Below are 15,370 nucleotides of genomic sequence, written 5' to 3' on the forward strand. Positions count from 1 at the left end.
CGCCGCGGCGACCCGATCGACGTCGATGACATGGGCATCATGACCGACATCCTATGTGACCGACCGTTGGCCGCTCACTGTTGGTGATTGAGGTATCCGGTGTCGGTGATCGGGATGTTCCCGGAGGCGATGGTGGCGACGTCGGCGCGGAGTTGGTCGCCGTCGGGGCGGTGGTAGGCGTCGGTGGTGGTGGCCCGGATGACGGGTAGGTGCCGGTAGAGGATCAACACCTCGCCGCGGGGCAGGGTGCGGATCGCTGCGGGTGGGTAGATCGGGACGCGTTCGGTGGTGCGGCTCCCGCCGTGGGTTGGGGGGAGGAGCCCGCCGGTGGGGTGGGTGTCGCGGTGGGTGGTGCGGTCGCCGATGATTTTTGACAGCCAGGTGAGGGTGTCGTTGTCTTTGATGCCGCCCCATACGGCGAAGACGGTGGAGTTCTCGATGAGGTCGCGGGCGCGGGTGCCGTAGACGGCGTCGAGTTGGGACAGTGATTGCGCGGCCCAGTGGATGAGGACACCGCGTCCGGCGGAGTCGGCTTGCATGGTGGGGAGGTCGGGCACGGGTGTGGCGGAGGGGAGTTCGTCGAGGACGATCGTGGCGGGTGGGTCGAGCCGGCGTCCGGGTTGGGTGAGGGCGAGCCGTCGGGCGGTGGTGATCCATTCGTCGACGATGGTGGTGAGGATCGGGATCGCTGCGGCGTCGTTGTCCTCGGCGATCAGGTACAGGGCGCCGCCGGCGGTGATGAACGCTTCCAGGTCGTAGGAGGTGTCGGGGTCGATGTCGCACAGCCGCCGAACTCGTGGGTCGGAGAACGGTTCCAGGGCGCGGCGCACGGACATCCAGACGGCGTCGGCGGTTTCGGCGACCATGGACAGTTCGGCGTGCAGCGCGGCGCCGAGGTGGGCGTAGTCGCTGTGGCTGGTGAGGATGTTGACGGCTTCGTGGGCGGTGGTGCGGTCGGTGGCCCAGTCGGCGATCCGACTCAACGCACTCCCACCACCACCACCACCACCGTCGGCCGCCGTGGTGGTGGTGTGGGCGGCGGCGAGGAGGTAGGCGCCGACGACACCGATGGCGCGTTGGCGGAACACGCGGTCGTTCCCGGCGCCCCGGCCGCCGCCGGTCTCGATGGTGGTGGCGGCGGCTTCGACGAGGCGTTTCGCTGTGGCCCAGGCTTGTTGTTGGTCGCGGCAGCCGTGCAGCGGTGACCAGGGCAGGGTCGCGGGCCAGGTGGTGGTGCCGGTCAGGTCGAACACCCATACCGGTCCGGCTCCGGGGCGGCGGGCGCGGGAGAGCGCGGACAACTCGAGCAGGTCGGGTTTGGTGGTGGAGCACAGCAGAGCGCCGGGTGCGTCGATGCAGATCCCGCACAGCCAGCACCGGGTCTTCCCGGTCTGGGTGGTGGCGATCACCCCGGTCGGGTTCGTGAACGGCGCCCACAGTTGCCCGCACGCCGCGCAGATCGGTAGCGGGATCCCGACTTCGCCGGGTGCTGCGGCCCGGATCTGCGCGGCGGTCATGCTCGGTCGGGTCCGGGTGGCGGATTCCCGGCACGCCGTCACCGACAGTTCGGCGCGGATCTGCGCGGCGGCGGCGTGTCCGGGGGGTGTGGGGGTGAGCCGGGCGGCGGCGGTGCGGATCGGGTCGGTCACCGGGCCGCCCCACCGACGCTGCCGCCGGTGCCGGACGGTGCTACGGGTGCCGCGTGCGCGGCGGCGGGTCACGGCCCAGCCGGCGGCGGCGACTCCGGTGGTGAGCGCGACCGCGGTGGTGAGGAGACAGTTGCGGAACAGGCCCGGGACCGCGAACAGATACGCCGTGGTCGACCCGGCCGGGGCGGGGATGCCCAACGGGGCGGCGACGACGTCGAGCACGTCACCGGTCCCGATCAGCAGCCACCGCGGCGCCCCCGACACCACCCCGGTGGCCAGAGCGGCGACCTCGACACACACCACAGAACAGACACCGAGGACCACCGTGATGAACAGGTGGGCGTAATCCTCGCGCCACGACGCCGCCGGCGCGGTGTTCACGGCGTCACCGCACCCACGGTCGCGTGGGCGGTGCAGGTCTCGGCTCCGCCGAGATCGTGCTGGTCCGGCAGTCTTATGCCGCGGGCGGGATCGGCCAGTAGGCCGCGCAGTCGTTGCAGACGGCGGCCTCGGTCGTGTCGAGTATCAGCGCTCGTGGTTGCTGTGAGCATGTCGGGCAGCGGTAGCTGCTGGTGGCGTCGTCCCAGTGCAGGCCGTTCTCTGGTGACGTGGTCGGCGGCGGGATGAGGAACTCCAAGCAGTTGATCATGGTTGGGTTCGTTCGGTCGGGCATGGTTGAAGGTCACCATGTGAACAGGTTCCCGTCCAGGTAGAAGGTCCAGTCGGTTTCGGTGAGGCCGTGTCCGCCGCTGCGGAGGTGGTAGGACATGCCCGGGCCGCGGAACGCCTGGTCGGTGGGTGGCGGCCAGGTGGTGTCGGGCAGGCCGGTGCCGTGTAGCCCGTAGTGGGCCCAGGCGTGTTGGGCGTCGGTGTAGGCGGCGTGTTCGCCCTGCGGGTCGGCGGTGTCGTCGTCGGTCGCGGAGGCGACGACCACCCGGCCCGGGGCGATCAGCGCGAGGAGCTGGTGTTGGTCGACCGGCAGGTCCTCGGGTCGGTCGGCGTGGTCGCGGTAGACCGGCGGGAACCAGTGCGGGAACGCCGCCGTCATCGCCTCGATCGTTTCGCCGCGTCCGGTGTCGGCGGGTTTCGCCCCGCCCGTGCCGGAGTTGTTGGAGATCACGACCGGGAACCGGGTGTCCTGGGCGCCGGCCCACAGGGCGGCTTTCCCGCCGCGGGAGTGCCCGATCACCGCGACCCGGCCCGGATCGACACCGGCCCGGGTGGCGTCGTCGGTGTGCAGGTAGTCCAGGGCTCGGGAGGCGGCCCACGCCCAGGCGGCGATCGTGCGCCCCGCATTCTCGGGCAGCTCCTGGTTCGGGTCGTGGAAGGCGTTGATGACACCGTCGCGGTAGCGGTCGGGGTCATCGGGTGCGGCCTCGTTCGCGTCGAGGGCGGCGAGCGCATATCCGGCGCCGACGATCTGGGTGATGGGTGCGTATCCGCTGGTGGAGCCGGTGTCGCCTACGGTGCCGCGGTGGTCGATGAGCAAGAAAGTCCCGTGGACCTCTCGCCCAGCCGGTGTGAACAAGCGCAGGGTGAACCGGGCCTGTCCGCCCGGCCCGTGGACACCGATGACGATCTTCTTCCCGGACACGTCCACGGCGCCGCCCCCGGTGGTGAGGTCGGTGACGTCGAAGGTCATGTCGTCGGGGGCGGGCAGCGGGCGGCCGTAGACGTGTTCGGCGAATGCGTGCAGGAGCTGCGGGCGGTCTTGGGTCTCCCACCGCCCGACCGGTGAATCGACCTGATCCCGGTTCTGGTTGTCGTTATGGTCGTCGGGTGGGGTCGCCGTGACGGCCGCGGCCGGCGCGCTCATCACCGGTGCCGCGGCGGCGGCCTCACCCGTGACGAGGCCCAGGGCAGCGGCGAGGGCGGCACCGCCGGCTGCGGTGATCCCGGCGGTTCGATGCGCTCGGGTCATGACGCTCCCGCCGTTCCTGCTGCGGCGGCCGTCGCCGCGGCGGGGGGACCCGTCGGCGTCGGTGTCGGCACATGAACCCGCCGTATGTGGGTGATATCACTTTCCCATTCGGTGAGTGGTTGGAGGATGACGCCGCGGGTGGTGTCGTAGGCGTTGACGATCATGCCGTGTCCGACGTACATGCCGTTGTGGCGTGGGTTGTCGGTGCTGCCGAGTGAGCCGGGGATGAAGACGAGGTCTCCGGGTGCGATGTCGTGGATGGGTACCGGCTGTCCGGCGTGTTTCTGGGTGACCGTCCCGGCGGGCAGGGCGACGCCGGCGGTGGCCCAGGAGGCGAGCATGAGTCCGGAGCAGTCGAACCCGGCTGGTCCTTGCCCGCCCCACACGTAGGGTTTCCCGAGCTGGGCCAGGGCGTAGGTGACGGCGGCCCGGGCGGTCGGGTCGGTGGGTGGGGTGAACCCGGGCGGAAGTTTCCGCGGGTCGATGTTCCCCGGTGGGCCCGGGACCCCGGCGCCACCTGGATCCGGGCAGGCATACACGCTCGCGGCGAGTTGCGTGGCGGGTGCGGTGTTCTCGGCGCGGGAACTGTCGGTGCCCGGTGATACCGCTACAGGGTTGTCGGCTGGGTTGTCGACGGCCGGGGTGTTGTCGGGGCCGCGCCAGAGTTGTTCGACCAGGGCTGCGGCCGGTGCTTCTTGTGGTGCGTAGCGGTCGGGGAACGCGGAGCGTTGCACCGCTTGGGCTGCGGTGCCGGGCGCCATGGTGTGCCATCCGGGGAGTGCGGTGAGGCGGTTGAGGAAGGTGTCGGTGGCCGCGACCGGGTTCAACACCGTCGCGGGTGGGCCCCAGCCTTGGGATGGGCGTTGTTGGTAGAGCCCGAGTGAGTCGCGGTCGCCGTGGTGCACGTTGACCAGCCGGGATTCGACGATCACCGTCGAGATCGCGATGACCGCCGCCCGCCGAGGCAGCCCCCGTTCCACGATGCGGGCGACGATGGTGGCGGCGTTGTCGGTCTGCTCGGCCGACCAGTCGACACCGTCGACGGTCTGCGGACCGCCGCCGAGGCCGCCGTCCGGGCCGCAGGCGAACCGCCCGGCGGTGATCCCGAGCACGGTGATCGCGGCGAGTCCGCCGATCACAGCGGTCATCAGGAGGACTACTGACAGGCCGAGTCCGCCGGCGATCAGTACCGGGCGGGTCACCTACTGCTCCTCCGTCAACGCATCATTTGTCAATGTTCCATTGACGCCAGCGGATCCGGTCAGGTGCCCGGCGTTGTGTGCGTGCGTGGTGGTGGCGGCCGGGTTGCTGGTGGTGTTGACGCTGGTCAGGGTCTCGACCTTGCCGGGATTGCTGGATCCGGTGCGGTCGGTGCGCAGGCCGGCGTTGGTGTCGAAGATGGCTCGTTCGGTCGCCGAGAGCACTGTCTGGATTTTCATGCCGGGCCGGTTCTCGAGTTTCCACAGCGCCCGGCCGGGGCCTTCCATGGCCCAGCCGGTGATCACGGCCTGCTCGCGGTCGGACAGGCCGAGTTCATCGGCGAGTTCGTCGCCGACCCGGGTGGATTGGCCGAGCAGGATCCGGGTCGAGCACAGGGCGAGGAGGTCCTTGGCGATGGAGACCTCCTGGGAGCCTGCCGCGCCGACCGAGAGCAGGTCGGAGGGTTTGTGCATCACCAGGAGCTGGATCTTGCGTTCGGCGCGGGACAGCCGCAGGTCGGAGTCGACGGCGTGGACCGCGCGCAGCCCGAGGCGCATCTGGCGCCAGACCTCGTCGCGCACGACGATGCGCACGTCGCCGTCGTCTTGGAGGTCGGTGATCATCGACGACCAGGAGCCGAGGCAGGTCAGCGCGACCGCGATCGCCTGGTCACCCCTGCTGCGCAGCAGCGAGAGGTCCATCGACTGGATGGGTGCGTCCCAGTCGAGGTCGAAGTTGGTGGGCTCGTCGAACAGCCCGGCCAGTGGGCCGACGACGAGGTTGGACAGGGCGTCGGTGATGGGGCGGGTGTGGTCGAGGAACTGGCGCTGGGAGGCGAAGCGGGTGGCCTGCCACAGATGGTCGTCGGGGTCGGCGAGGTGGGCGACGACCTGCGGGATCGTGATGGGCCGCAGTTCGGTGTTGCCGTCGGTGGCGCCGACGAGGCGGCGTAGGACGGTGGCTAGGACGAGTTCGTCGGTGACGGTGGGTGGGTAGCCTTGGGCTTCGGCCAGGGCGGTGAGTAGCCGGGTCCAGCGGGCGGTGATCCCGGTGAGTTCCTCGCGTTGGCGTTCGACGTTCCAGCGGGTCCAGTGGGTGCGGATGGGGCCGAGGTCGAGGGCGTTGAGTCGGTGCGGGCTGCCGCGGCCGAGCGCGATCGGGGTGATCCCCAGCGCGCGGAGCAGCGGCGTGTATTCGCCCTTCACGTCACCGGAGATCAGCGAGCGGACGCCGAACAGCATCATGCGCAGCATGAGCGCCACGACGGTGGAGGATTTGCCGCGGCCGGGTTCGCCGAACACGACCAGGTTCGGGTTGGTGACCATCCCGCGCAGCACCCACTCGGTCGGGTGGGTGTAGAAGGCGCCGCCGGATTGGGTGTCGTAGCCCAGCCGGGCGCCGATCGCGGGAACGCCGTTGGCGGCCAGGAGTGGGAACAGCCCGCCGATCTCGGCGGTGGTGACCCGGTAGACCGGAGCCCGGCGGGCGGCGTCGACCGCTGCCCAGCCCCGGCCGGGTTCGCGGGGCCCTTGGCGGGGGGCGCTGGCCTGGTTGAGCCGCGCTGGGCGCCCGCGCCGGGTACTCGTCTCGTGCTCGTGCTCGTGCTCGTGTGCGGGTCCGAGGTCAGGTGTGGTGGTGGGGATGCCGTTGAGGTCGGTGAACTGGCTCAGCAGCTCACCGAGGCTGCGCGGCTCGACGCGGCGCCGTCGGGTACTGAGCCGGCGGGTACTGAAGCGATGCGGTGGTGGGCTCATGTGTCGAAGGTTCTTTTCTGGCGGGGCAGGCCGATGCCGACCGGGAGGGCGGCGGCGACGAACGCGGAGTCCTGGGCGAGTTCGAGGCGCAGCAGCCGGAACCGGCCTGAGGCGTCGTTTTCCAGGCGGGCGGCGTGGTCCTCGACGTTCCAGCCGGCGGGGACGGTGATCGCGGCGGCGACGGTGTAGCGGATGACGGCGTGCCCGGCGGCGACGGCGGCTTCCTGGTCGCGGGCGCCGCGTTGGCGCCGGGTGTCGATGGCGGTGGTGGTGAACCCGCGGGCGGCTTTGGCGTCGACCAGCACGTTGTTGCGGAACCGGTCGGATTTCACGACCCGGGCGCCGGCGGCGGCCGAGAGGATCTCGTAGTGCACCGCCAGGGTGCGCCGCTCACCAGCGGTCCGCACCGCCAGCAGCGGGCCGAGCGCTCCGAAGATGGTGCCGGACTCGGGTGGTTGCACGGCGTAGGCGACCGAGGAGTAGCCGTCGTGGTGATACGCCCGCGCGGCCGGGGTGGGGGAGAGTGCGGGTCCGGCCTGGGAGATCGGCAGCCCGACAGTGCTGCTGCCGGGTTGACCGCCGTCGGGGTCCGGGGCGGGGTTGGTCAGGTGCCGGTGCGACAGCCCGGCGGCGGCGGCGGGGTTGAACCCGGTTTTGATCGCTTCGGCGACCCCGGTGGACGACAGCCAGGTCACCGAGGTGACGCCGAGTCCGCGTAGCCCGTCGGCGACACCTTCCAGCACACGGTAGAGGGCGTAGGCGCGGCCGGCGATTCCGCCGCCGGCGGCTTTGGCGGGGCGGCGTAGCGCGTCCTCGGTCCCGGACACGGTCACGAACAACTCGGTCCGCACGCTGACCGAGGCGACGTCGGAGTCGATCTCCGCGGTCACCCGCCGGGCCAGGGCGGGCGCGTCGCGGCGTTGGTGGCGTTCCCGCCACACCGTGTACTCGGTGCCGTCATCGGGGACGGTGCGCACGCACAGGGAGACGCGGTCGACGACCTCGCGGTGCCCGAGCCCGACCAGCATCGACCCGAGCCGCGCGGCGAGGCGTTCGCACTGGTCGTCGGACAGCATCCCGACCCCGGAGTGGGTCAGCGTGGCGGTGGCACCCCACCGGCCTTCGGCGGTGTCGTGGATCAGGCAGATCCGGGTGCCGCGCAACTCCGGGCCGTCGGGGAACTCCAGCCGCGCCAACACCCCGGGCAGGTCGGGCTCGCCGGGGTCACCGGCCAGTCCGGCGGCGGCGCGGGACTGCCACAGCGACCATCCCATGAACACTCCTGTCTGGAACATGACCAGGTCAGCGCACCAGCGGAACGCGGGCCGGCCCCGGATCGGGACGACGATCAGTACGGCGACGATCGCGGCGACCACCGCCCAGGACAGGGCGGCCGACCACTGGTTGCGTGACATCGCGATCAGCGCGGGTGCGCACACCCCGATCAGGCCGAACGCCTGGACCGGGGTCATCCCGGCGATCCAGCCGATCCCTTCGCGGTGGTTGAGCCCGCGATAGACCCGCGGGCCCGGGTCCGGGCTGGTCGCCATCACCGGCCGTCCTCACGGTCGGTGCCGCCTCGCCCGGTGTCGGTGCTGCCTGGCGGGTCAGGATCGGCGCCGGGGCTGGGCGATGCCGGGCCGGTGGGGCCGCCGCCGGGTGGGCCGGGATCGACCGGTGGCGGCCCCGGACCACCGCCACCGTCACCGTCGGAGCTGCCGGGGTCATCGGGGTCGTCGGGGTGATCGGGGGCGCCGGCGGGCTGGGTGATGTGGCCCGCCGTCGCGGTGTAGGCGCTACCGGCGGCGGAGCTGATCTGCCCGCCGCTCGCTGCGGCGGTGGGGGCGGGTCCGGGGTGCCCGATGCCGGTCTGGGCCATCTGCGACGAGGCGTAGCCGGCTGCGGCGTGACCTGCGGCTTTGGTGGCCAGGTAGCCGCCGACCACCGCCGCCGCGGCGGCACCCCCCACCGCGCCCACCGCCGCACCCACCCCACCACCAGCAGCGCCGCCGGTGGCGCCACCGGCGGCTGTGACGCTCCCGCCGCCGGCGGCGGGAGCGGTGCGGGGGGCGGCGGTGCTGCCGCCGAGTTCCCCACCCACGGCGCCGTTGCTCGCGCTGCTGCCGGCCAGGTCGGAGGTCTTCCCTGTCATCCGGGCGGTGTTGATCGCCTCGGTGGTGCCGTTGTCTGCGCCGGGCTCACCACCGCCTCCGCTGCGGGAGCCCAGTGACCGCAGTGCCATCCCGGCGTTGGTGCCGGGCTCGACGAACGGCAGCACCCGGTAGAGCACGGTCGGGCAGAACAGGCTGATCAGCAGCACCGCGGTCCCGCCCAGCAGCCCGGCTACACCTTCGGCGCGGGAGATGACCGCGACACCGATCACCAGGACCAGCGCGAGGGCGGGTTTCATCAGGACCGCCGCGAGGAGCCAGCGCGTCACTTTCCAGAACATCGGGGCGGTCGTGTCGGCGATCAGGCACGCCGCGGCGATCGGGATGGTCGCGATCAGCACCATGATCGCCGCAGCGCGGAAGATCATGGCCAGGGCGAACCCGACCGCGGCCGGGACGACCCCGAACAGGGCGGCGATCCCCAGGATCATCGCCCGGACCCCGTCGGTGACCTCCGCGCCGAGGTCGGGGTTGGCGCCGAACCGGTTGACGACGGCGGGGTGGGCGAGGATCGCGGTGAAGCTGCCCTGCTCGCCGAGGAAGGACAGGAAGAAGATGGTCAGCCCGTCCGCGCCGGTCAACAGGATCGCGACTGCGCCGGTGGTCACGGCCAGGGCGATCCCGAACTGGGCCGGCCCGGTCACCGCCCGCACCATGCCGCGCCCGCCTCGTAACGCGACCGAGGCGAGTTGGAAGAAGAACAACCCGAGCGCGATCAGCGTGGCCAGCCAGATCATCGTCGACCACAACAAGCCCAGGTCCACCGCGCCCGCGGCCGTCTCCGGCGGCGGTGCCGGCGTAGCCGCCGGGCCGTCCGGTGCCGGTAGGGGATCGGGGTTGTCGGCGGTGTTGCCGGTGAGGGTGCCCGGTTCGACCCGTGACACCGTGTCCGCGAGGCTGAACCCGCCCTTGAGCAGCCAGATCGCCGCATCCCACACCCACTGCATCGCAGAACTGAACGCGTCTCGGGCAACCTGGCTGGCCTGCTCGCCGGCCCAGTTCAGACCGTCCTCGATGAGACCGGAGCCGAGGTCCCGCCAGTTCAGGATGTTGCCGTTGTCTGGTGGTGGTTCCGGTGGTTGCGTGGGCCGAATGTGCGCGGTCACCGCTGCAGCTCCCGGTATCCAGCGGCGACAGCTTCATCGCTACCGGGCCACGGGGACGGAGCGGGAAACGCTGTCGTCCCTGAGGCGACCCGCCATTCGTTGTCGACACGGCGCATCGGCAGGCAGTTGCCGTAGCCGGCGGTGACCACTCGACCTCTGGCTTCGACGACGAACTCGCCCAGCACACAGCCGACCACGTAGCTTCCGTCGTCGGTGCTGCCTTTGACCAGGGCCGATGTCGGGGCCCAGGACACGGTCATCTGGCTCAGAGTGCCGGTGGGGCGCACCTTGGCGGAGCGTCGGAACCCGCCCAGATCGTCGTAGACCTTCGTGCCCTCGGCCGGTGCGGCGCCGGGTTCGGCGACCGCGGAGTACGCCTGGGCCCAGGTCTGGGGATCGGCTCCGGCCATCCCGGTCCGGGTGAGCTCGATGAGCTGGGCGATTGCGCCTTCCGGGGAGTCGGGGAAGCCTCCCGCGACCCGTTCGCCGACAACCCGGGCCGGTTCGGGAACGGTGATCGGGTCACCGGCGGTCCGGGTGCTCAGCGCGTGCGGTTTGGACGCTGCCTCGGGAAAGATCAACATCTGGGCGTGCGCCAGCGCCTTCTCCGCTGCCGGGCCGTTGCCCGCACCCGTCTCGGGTACAACACCCGATGCCGACGAACCGGGATCCGACGGTGTCGGACTGTCGCTGGTGAACATGCTGGTCACTGACACGACCACGCCGACCAGAAGGGCCAGTACCAGCAGGGCGGCGCCGGCGAGGGTCAGCAGCGCCCGCCGGCGGTTCCCGCCGCGCTCGGGTGCCGGGCCGGTGTTCGTCGGGTGGCCCGTCATGCGGTGGCGCCGGCGAACTGGGAGATCAGGGTGTAGCCGAGGCCGAACAGCACGGCGAGAGCGAGGCTGCCGACGATCATGCGGGCGCCGAGGCGGCCGGATCCGTGGTGGTCCCACATCCGTCCGGCGGTGGCGGCGACGATCCCGCCGAAGAACAGGCCGAGCACGGCGATCCCGGCGACCCACCGCACGTAGCTCACGACGTTCTGGATCGCGCCGGCCCCGGGTGGGGCCTGCGGCGGCGGATTCGGGATCGCCTGGACGGGTGCTGACCCAGGCCCCTGCCCGAAGAGGGTGCCGCCGAGCAACGGGTGGCCGAGCAGGGTGTCGATGAGCAGGGTGGGAAGCGACATCGTGGAGTTGGCTCCGAAAATTCGGTGACGAGGCTGGTCAGCGGTGGCGGGGGGAGGTGATCAGGCCCCAGGAGGCGAGGAGTGGGCGGAGCGCGTCGACGGCTTTGGGTGGGCTGGGGTCGTCGGTGACTCCGGCGATCTCCCAGCTGCGTTCGTGCGGGACGAACACCGCGTCGTCGAGGAGCGCTTCGATCCGGGGTCCGGCGGCGCCGATGACACCGGACGGCCATTTGCGGGCGTTGTTGACGACCAGCTGGAAGACCGGGGTCGCGACCCCGCGCTGCACCCAGGGCTCGAGGCGGGCGAGGAGTTCCTCGGCCTGGCGCAGTGACGGGCGGGTCGCGCGCACGACCAGGATCGGGCGCTGGGCGGGCAGGCCGCGACGTAGCCAGCCGCCGGCGCCGTAGACGGGGGTCGCGGCGGCCCGCCACCCGCCGTGGCCGAGGTCGACCACCGTGGTGTGCAGCGGTGTCGGCGGCGGGTCGGGCAGCCAGTCCGGGGGGACGGGCACCATCCCCGGCGTGATCGTCGGAAGCGGGGTCTCCAGGCGGGCGAGGAGGGCGTCGTCACGCCAGCTGTAGCGCACCGACACCTGCTCGTTGACCGGTCGTAGCCATGGCCCGTCCCAGGTGGAGGCACACGCCAACCCGGACCGGGCCGGGTCGTCAGCGTCGACGAGCAGCGCGCAGCGTCGGTCGGCCTGCAACGCGTCGGTGATCGCCGTCGCGACACACGACGCGCCGGCCCCGGCGGACCCGGCCAGGACCGGGATCAGTGCCCCGAACGCCGCCCACGACACCGGCCGGGTCTCGGGGAACACCGTGGCGGCCCGGCCCTGGGTGGTCTCGGCCACGGCGCCGAGCGCCGAGGCGGTGTCTGCGGGGTCGGGGCCGTGCCCGCCCGCGGCCGCTGCCGCAGTTGCGGAGGTGACATCGACGATGGCCTCGACATCGACCACGCCCAGATGGGGGGCGTGGTCGCGGGCGGCGGCGCCGAGGCGGTGGTTGAGCGCGAACAGGCCACACCCCGGCCGGGCCCGGGAAGGGTCCCCGGTGGCGGTCATCATCGGAGCCCGAGTCGCTGTGAGCAGGCCGGCCACGCCGCCCAGCCCTGCACGGCCTGGACCCGTTTCGCGACCTCGATCTGCTCGGCCCGACTGGCCTCGTGCGCAGCTCCTTGCCCACCGAACGCCCGCCATGTGGACGGGCTGAACTGCAGACCGCCGCCGTAGCCGTTACCGGTGTTCGTGCTCCAGTCCCCGCCGGACTCGCACTGGGCTAGCGTGTCGAAGGTCGAGTCCGTCGCCGGACCCGTTTCTGCATCTCCGGTCGCCGGCGGCGGCTCGGCCCTCATCGCGGGCTCACGCGGCTGCTCACCAGCTCCGCGGGCGAACCCGCCAGCACCATCAGCACCGTCGTTAGTGGTGTCGTCGTCGGTGGTGTCGTTCCTGGTGGGCGCGTTGCTCCCGGACCGGTTCTGGGGCGGCTCGCTGCCGGTGGCACGCTCGGCGCCGGCCACGGTATCCGTGCTGTCCTCGGTGCTGCCGGTGGCGGTGCTGCGGTCGAGGGCGTCAAGTAGGTCTTGGGCGGCCGGGTCGACCTCGGCTGCGGCGCGGGCCTGCGTTCTCAGCTTCTCGATGCCCGCCGCCACCGACCCCGGGCTACGGGTCTGGGTCTCGGGTGTGCTCGTACTGGTGCGCCGACCAGCGCCGCTCTCGTCGCTGCTCTCATCGCCGGACGCGGTGGTGGTGGTGCTGGTGCGGTTGGGCTGAGTGGGCTGGGTGCGGGTGATCGCTGCGCCGGGACGGACCTCGGTCTCGCCCGCCGATGTCCGCGCCTGCGCCTGCGCCTGGGTCGGCTTCGGTGTCGAAGCCGGGGGCGGGGGCGGGGACGCCGTCGTGGGCTGGTCGCTCCGACCGCTGGTGGTGGTGGTGGTGCGGAGGCGGTCGAGGGTGTCCAGGTCGGCAGGGTCGGCGCCGAGCGCGGCGAGACGATCGGTGTCCAGAGCATCGAGGACTCTCGACCCGATCCGGGTGGCGTCGGCGCCGCCGTCAGCGGCGATCGCGGCCATCAGGTCGCTGACCATCCCGATCGCCGCCCGCGCCGCCGCAGCGTCGTTGGTCACGTCCTCGGCCGACGGTGTCTTCTCTGGGCCGGTCTGGGCATCGGTGACCACACGATTCGACGCCGCAGTCGGCGCCAAAGACGGTGTCGCAGGCGGTGTCGCGGGCGGCGGGGAGGTTCGGGGCCCGACCGGCGCGCTGCCCGGCTCGGTGCTGTCCGGGGCGGGATCGGTCGTGGTGTCGACGGCCTGGTCCTTGCTGCTGCTGGTGGCGGCGGTCGGTGGGGCTGCTGCAGGCAGCTCGGCGGTGGTCTTTTCCCCCGCGGGTGGTTGTTCCGGCGACGCCGTAGGCGTGGCCGGGTGGTGGTCGGTGCAGGCCGCCGGGATCGGCGGCGCCGCAGAGGGCGACCGCTCCGCCGGCGGCGTTGCTGCTGCGGGTGGTGGTGTGGTGGCGGCGGCTAGGGCCTGGTCGATAGCGCCGAGGGCGACCGCGGCCCCGGCTGCGGTGTCGTTGATGAGGTCGGTTGCGGGTGGCGGGTTGATCAGGTCGGCGGGTGTGGGGCCGAGCCCGGCCGCGGCCAGCCGCACCCCGACCTCGCTGAGCTGCGGGTCAGCGCTGTGTGGGTCGGCACTGTCCAGGTGGTGGAGGTGGTCGGAGAGGTCCACGGCGTGCTGGCGCCACCCGGCCGGCTGGGTTGCGGGGCGGAACCCGAGATCGGTGATCTGGTCGGCCAGGGCGTGGTCGGCCGGGTCGTCGGAGAGCGTGAGGTCGGTGAGCAGCGCCCGTGCCTGGGCGCGGGTGTCGGTCGCGGCGGCGTGCTGACGGGCGGCTGTGCGGTTATCGCAAGTTCCGGCGGCGGTCAGCCCGAGCGCTGTCACCGATCGCCGCTCCGGATCGGTGGTCAGGGCGGTGTAGGCGCCGCCGCCGAGGAGCGCGGTCGCGGTCAGCACCGCGACCGCCGAGCGGCGCACCACCACGGTCGACACCTGGGCCCGTAGAGGGCTGGGCAGGCGGTCTACCAGGCGGCGTCGCGGGGCGTGGTCGGCCCACGACGGCCGCACAGCACGAGAGGACCGTCGGTGGGACGAGTGGCGGTGGGACGGGCGGGGAAGCGGTGACACGAGGCAGAACTCCAGGTCAGCAGGGGAGCGGACACACTGAGCGCGGTGGGAGTAGTGCTGCGGGTGTGGACGTCTAGGACCGGCCCACGTTGTTGATCTCGTCGGTGACCGTGGTGGAGGAGTCGGCGTCGGTCGACCCTTCGCTGCCGGCGGTGTCGGTCGACGGGCCTTCGCCGGCGGCGAGGCCCCACTGTTTGACCCAGTCGACCTGCATCCGCCCGGTCTCGTCATCGCCGCGGGGGAACCAGTCCAGCTGCAGACACAGATGCATCGGACCCGGCGGCAGGATGGAGGTGTCGGTGGTCTTCCACCACTCGCGGCCGTCGACGAACGCGGTCACACCGTGCGGGGTCCACTCCACGGCGTAGTTGTGCCATGCGGTGGCGTCGATGGTCAGTTCGCCGTGGACCTGGGAGTTGTCCGCGCCGTAGTGCAGAAAGAGTTCGATCGTGTCGCGGGCCGGGTTCATGATCTCGGCGAAGTCGATCTCCCCACCGACGGGGAAGTTCTCCTGCGTCGGCCACAACAGCGCCAGCGCGTTGTAGGACGGCGACCCGGTCGGGGCGCGCATCCGGACCTCCCAGCGCCCGTACTTCTGGGAGTGCGCCGTCCACGCCAGCCCGGCAGTCGTGCCGTCCCCGGTGCCGTCGATCGTCAGCACACCGTCGGCGACGGTGGCGGCGTCGGGGGAACGGGTGCCGTTCCCGGCATGACCCGGGCCGTCATAGGCATTCCACCCCGCACCCAGGGTAGTGCCGGTGAAGTCGTCGACGACGTCCGGGACACCCCACCCGAACACCTCACCAGCAGTGTCACCTGATGCGGGTGTCCCGGACGTCGGCCCGGTCGGCGGTCCGGGCGATCCAGTGTCGGGGGCGGCACTGGATCCGTTTTCATGATCGTTTGACCGGTTCCCGGTGTTACCGGCGGCGCCGGACGCCCCGCTGTCGCCGCTGTCGCTGCGGTCGCGGGTGTCGCTGGGGCCCGGGGTGGTGTAGCAGGTGGTGGGGACGAACCCGGGGCGGTCCGCGCCGATCTCGGTGAGCGCGGCCCGCCACGCCTGCGCCCGCTCGGACTCATCACCGTCGAGTTCGGCCAGGACATGGGTCGCGGTGATCCGCCATCCGCACTCGACCCGCGCCTGCGCAGGTACGGGAGCGGCTGGAGCGAACGCGACGCCCAGTGATGTCACCGCCG

At 71.9% G+C, this 15,370-nt stretch carries 11 protein-coding genes and 1 pseudogene; all 12 read right to left on the reverse strand.

Annotated elements, in window-relative coordinates; genetic code table 11:
• Nucleotides 1–74: 74 nt before the first annotated feature.
• Nucleotides 75–2,030 carry a type IV secretory system conjugative DNA transfer family protein gene (locus Ae717Ps2_RS29725; protein ID WP_075334465.1) on the reverse strand — a complete coding sequence of 652 codons (1,956 nt, stop codon included), beginning with the start codon at nt 2,028–2,030 and terminating at the stop codon, nt 75–77.
• A complete protein-coding gene (locus Ae717Ps2_RS36605) occupies nt 2,027–2,338 on the reverse strand; it encodes a hypothetical protein (protein WP_143510645.1) in 312 nt (103 codons plus the stop codon). Before Ae717Ps2_RS36605 ends, Ae717Ps2_RS29725 begins: the two co-directional genes overlap by 4 nt.
• Nucleotides 2,332–3,570, reverse strand: coding sequence for a hypothetical protein (locus Ae717Ps2_RS29730; RefSeq protein ID WP_075334466.1), 1,239 nt, complete (start codon nt 3,568–3,570; stop codon nt 2,332–2,334). The genes Ae717Ps2_RS36605 and Ae717Ps2_RS29730 overlap by 7 nt, the downstream gene beginning before the upstream one ends.
• Nucleotides 3,567–4,772, reverse strand: a complete 1,206-nt coding sequence (locus Ae717Ps2_RS29735; protein WP_233147834.1) for a C40 family peptidase — start codon at nt 4,770–4,772, stop codon at nt 3,567–3,569. The genes Ae717Ps2_RS29730 and Ae717Ps2_RS29735 overlap by 4 nt, the downstream gene beginning before the upstream one ends.
• The gene (locus tag Ae717Ps2_RS29740) at nt 4,773–6,524 is read right to left on the reverse strand and encodes an ATP-binding protein (protein WP_233147835.1); all 1,752 of its coding nucleotides are present in this window, start codon (nt 6,522–6,524) and stop codon (nt 4,773–4,775) included.
• A complete protein-coding gene (locus tag Ae717Ps2_RS29745) occupies nt 6,521–8,074 on the reverse strand; it encodes an SCO6880 family protein (RefSeq protein WP_075334467.1) in 1,554 nt (517 codons plus the stop codon). The genes Ae717Ps2_RS29740 and Ae717Ps2_RS29745 overlap by 4 nt, the downstream gene beginning before the upstream one ends.
• Nucleotides 8,074–9,801 carry a type IV secretion system protein gene (locus tag Ae717Ps2_RS29750; protein WP_143510647.1) on the reverse strand — a complete coding sequence of 576 codons (1,728 nt, stop codon included), beginning with the start codon at nt 9,799–9,801 and terminating at the stop codon, nt 8,074–8,076. Before Ae717Ps2_RS29750 ends, Ae717Ps2_RS29745 begins: the two co-directional genes overlap by 1 nt.
• Nucleotides 9,798–10,637: a hypothetical protein gene (locus Ae717Ps2_RS29755; protein ID WP_083702633.1), complete on the reverse strand. Its 840-nt coding sequence runs from the start codon at nt 10,635–10,637 to the stop codon at nt 9,798–9,800. The genes Ae717Ps2_RS29750 and Ae717Ps2_RS29755 overlap by 4 nt, the downstream gene beginning before the upstream one ends.
• Nucleotides 10,634–10,990, reverse strand: coding sequence for a hypothetical protein (locus Ae717Ps2_RS29760; protein WP_083702634.1), 357 nt, complete (start codon nt 10,988–10,990; stop codon nt 10,634–10,636). Before Ae717Ps2_RS29760 ends, Ae717Ps2_RS29755 begins: the two co-directional genes overlap by 4 nt.
• Before the next feature lie 37 nt (nt 10,991–11,027).
• The gene (locus tag Ae717Ps2_RS29765) at nt 11,028–12,053 is read right to left on the reverse strand and encodes a hypothetical protein (protein WP_083702635.1); all 1,026 of its coding nucleotides are present in this window, start codon (nt 12,051–12,053) and stop codon (nt 11,028–11,030) included.
• A gap of 8 nt (nt 12,054–12,061) precedes the next feature.
• Nucleotides 12,062–12,343: pseudogene (locus Ae717Ps2_RS29770) on the reverse strand (transglycosylase family protein); the annotation flags it as partial.
• A gap of 1,903 nt (nt 12,344–14,246) precedes the next feature.
• A complete protein-coding gene (locus Ae717Ps2_RS35610) occupies nt 14,247–15,365 on the reverse strand; it encodes a glycoside hydrolase family 16 protein (protein ID WP_143510649.1) in 1,119 nt (372 codons plus the stop codon).
• Nucleotides 15,366–15,370 lie beyond the last annotated feature (5 nt).

It is taken from the genome of Pseudonocardia sp. Ae717_Ps2, assembly GCF_001932475.1.
Lineage (GTDB): Bacteria > Actinomycetota > Actinomycetes > Mycobacteriales > Pseudonocardiaceae > Pseudonocardia.

What these genes read in the sequence shown, in the direction of transcription:
- Ae717Ps2_RS29755 (WP_083702633.1), bottom strand. Translation starts at nt 10,637, where the DNA reads ATGACGGGCCACCCGACGAACACCGGCCCGGCACCCGAGCGCGGCGGG.
- Ae717Ps2_RS29760 (WP_083702634.1), bottom strand. Translation starts at nt 10,990, where the DNA reads ATGTCGCTTCCCACCCTGCTCATCGACACCCTGCTCGGCCACCCGTTG.
- Ae717Ps2_RS29740 (WP_233147835.1), bottom strand. Translation starts at nt 6,524, where the DNA reads ATGAGCCCACCACCGCATCGCTTCAGTACCCGCCGGCTCAGTACCCGA.
- Ae717Ps2_RS29730 (WP_075334466.1), bottom strand. Translation starts at nt 3,570, where the DNA reads ATGACCCGAGCGCATCGAACCGCCGGGATCACCGCAGCCGGCGGTGCC.
- Ae717Ps2_RS36605 (WP_143510645.1), bottom strand. Translation starts at nt 2,338, where the DNA reads ATGGTGACCTTCAACCATGCCCGACCGAACGAACCCAACCATGATCAA.
- Ae717Ps2_RS29765 (WP_083702635.1), bottom strand. Translation starts at nt 12,053, where the DNA reads ATGACCGCCACCGGGGACCCTTCCCGGGCCCGGCCGGGGTGTGGCCTG.
- Ae717Ps2_RS29745 (WP_075334467.1), bottom strand. Translation starts at nt 8,074, where the DNA reads ATGGCGACCAGCCCGGACCCGGGCCCGCGGGTCTATCGCGGGCTCAAC.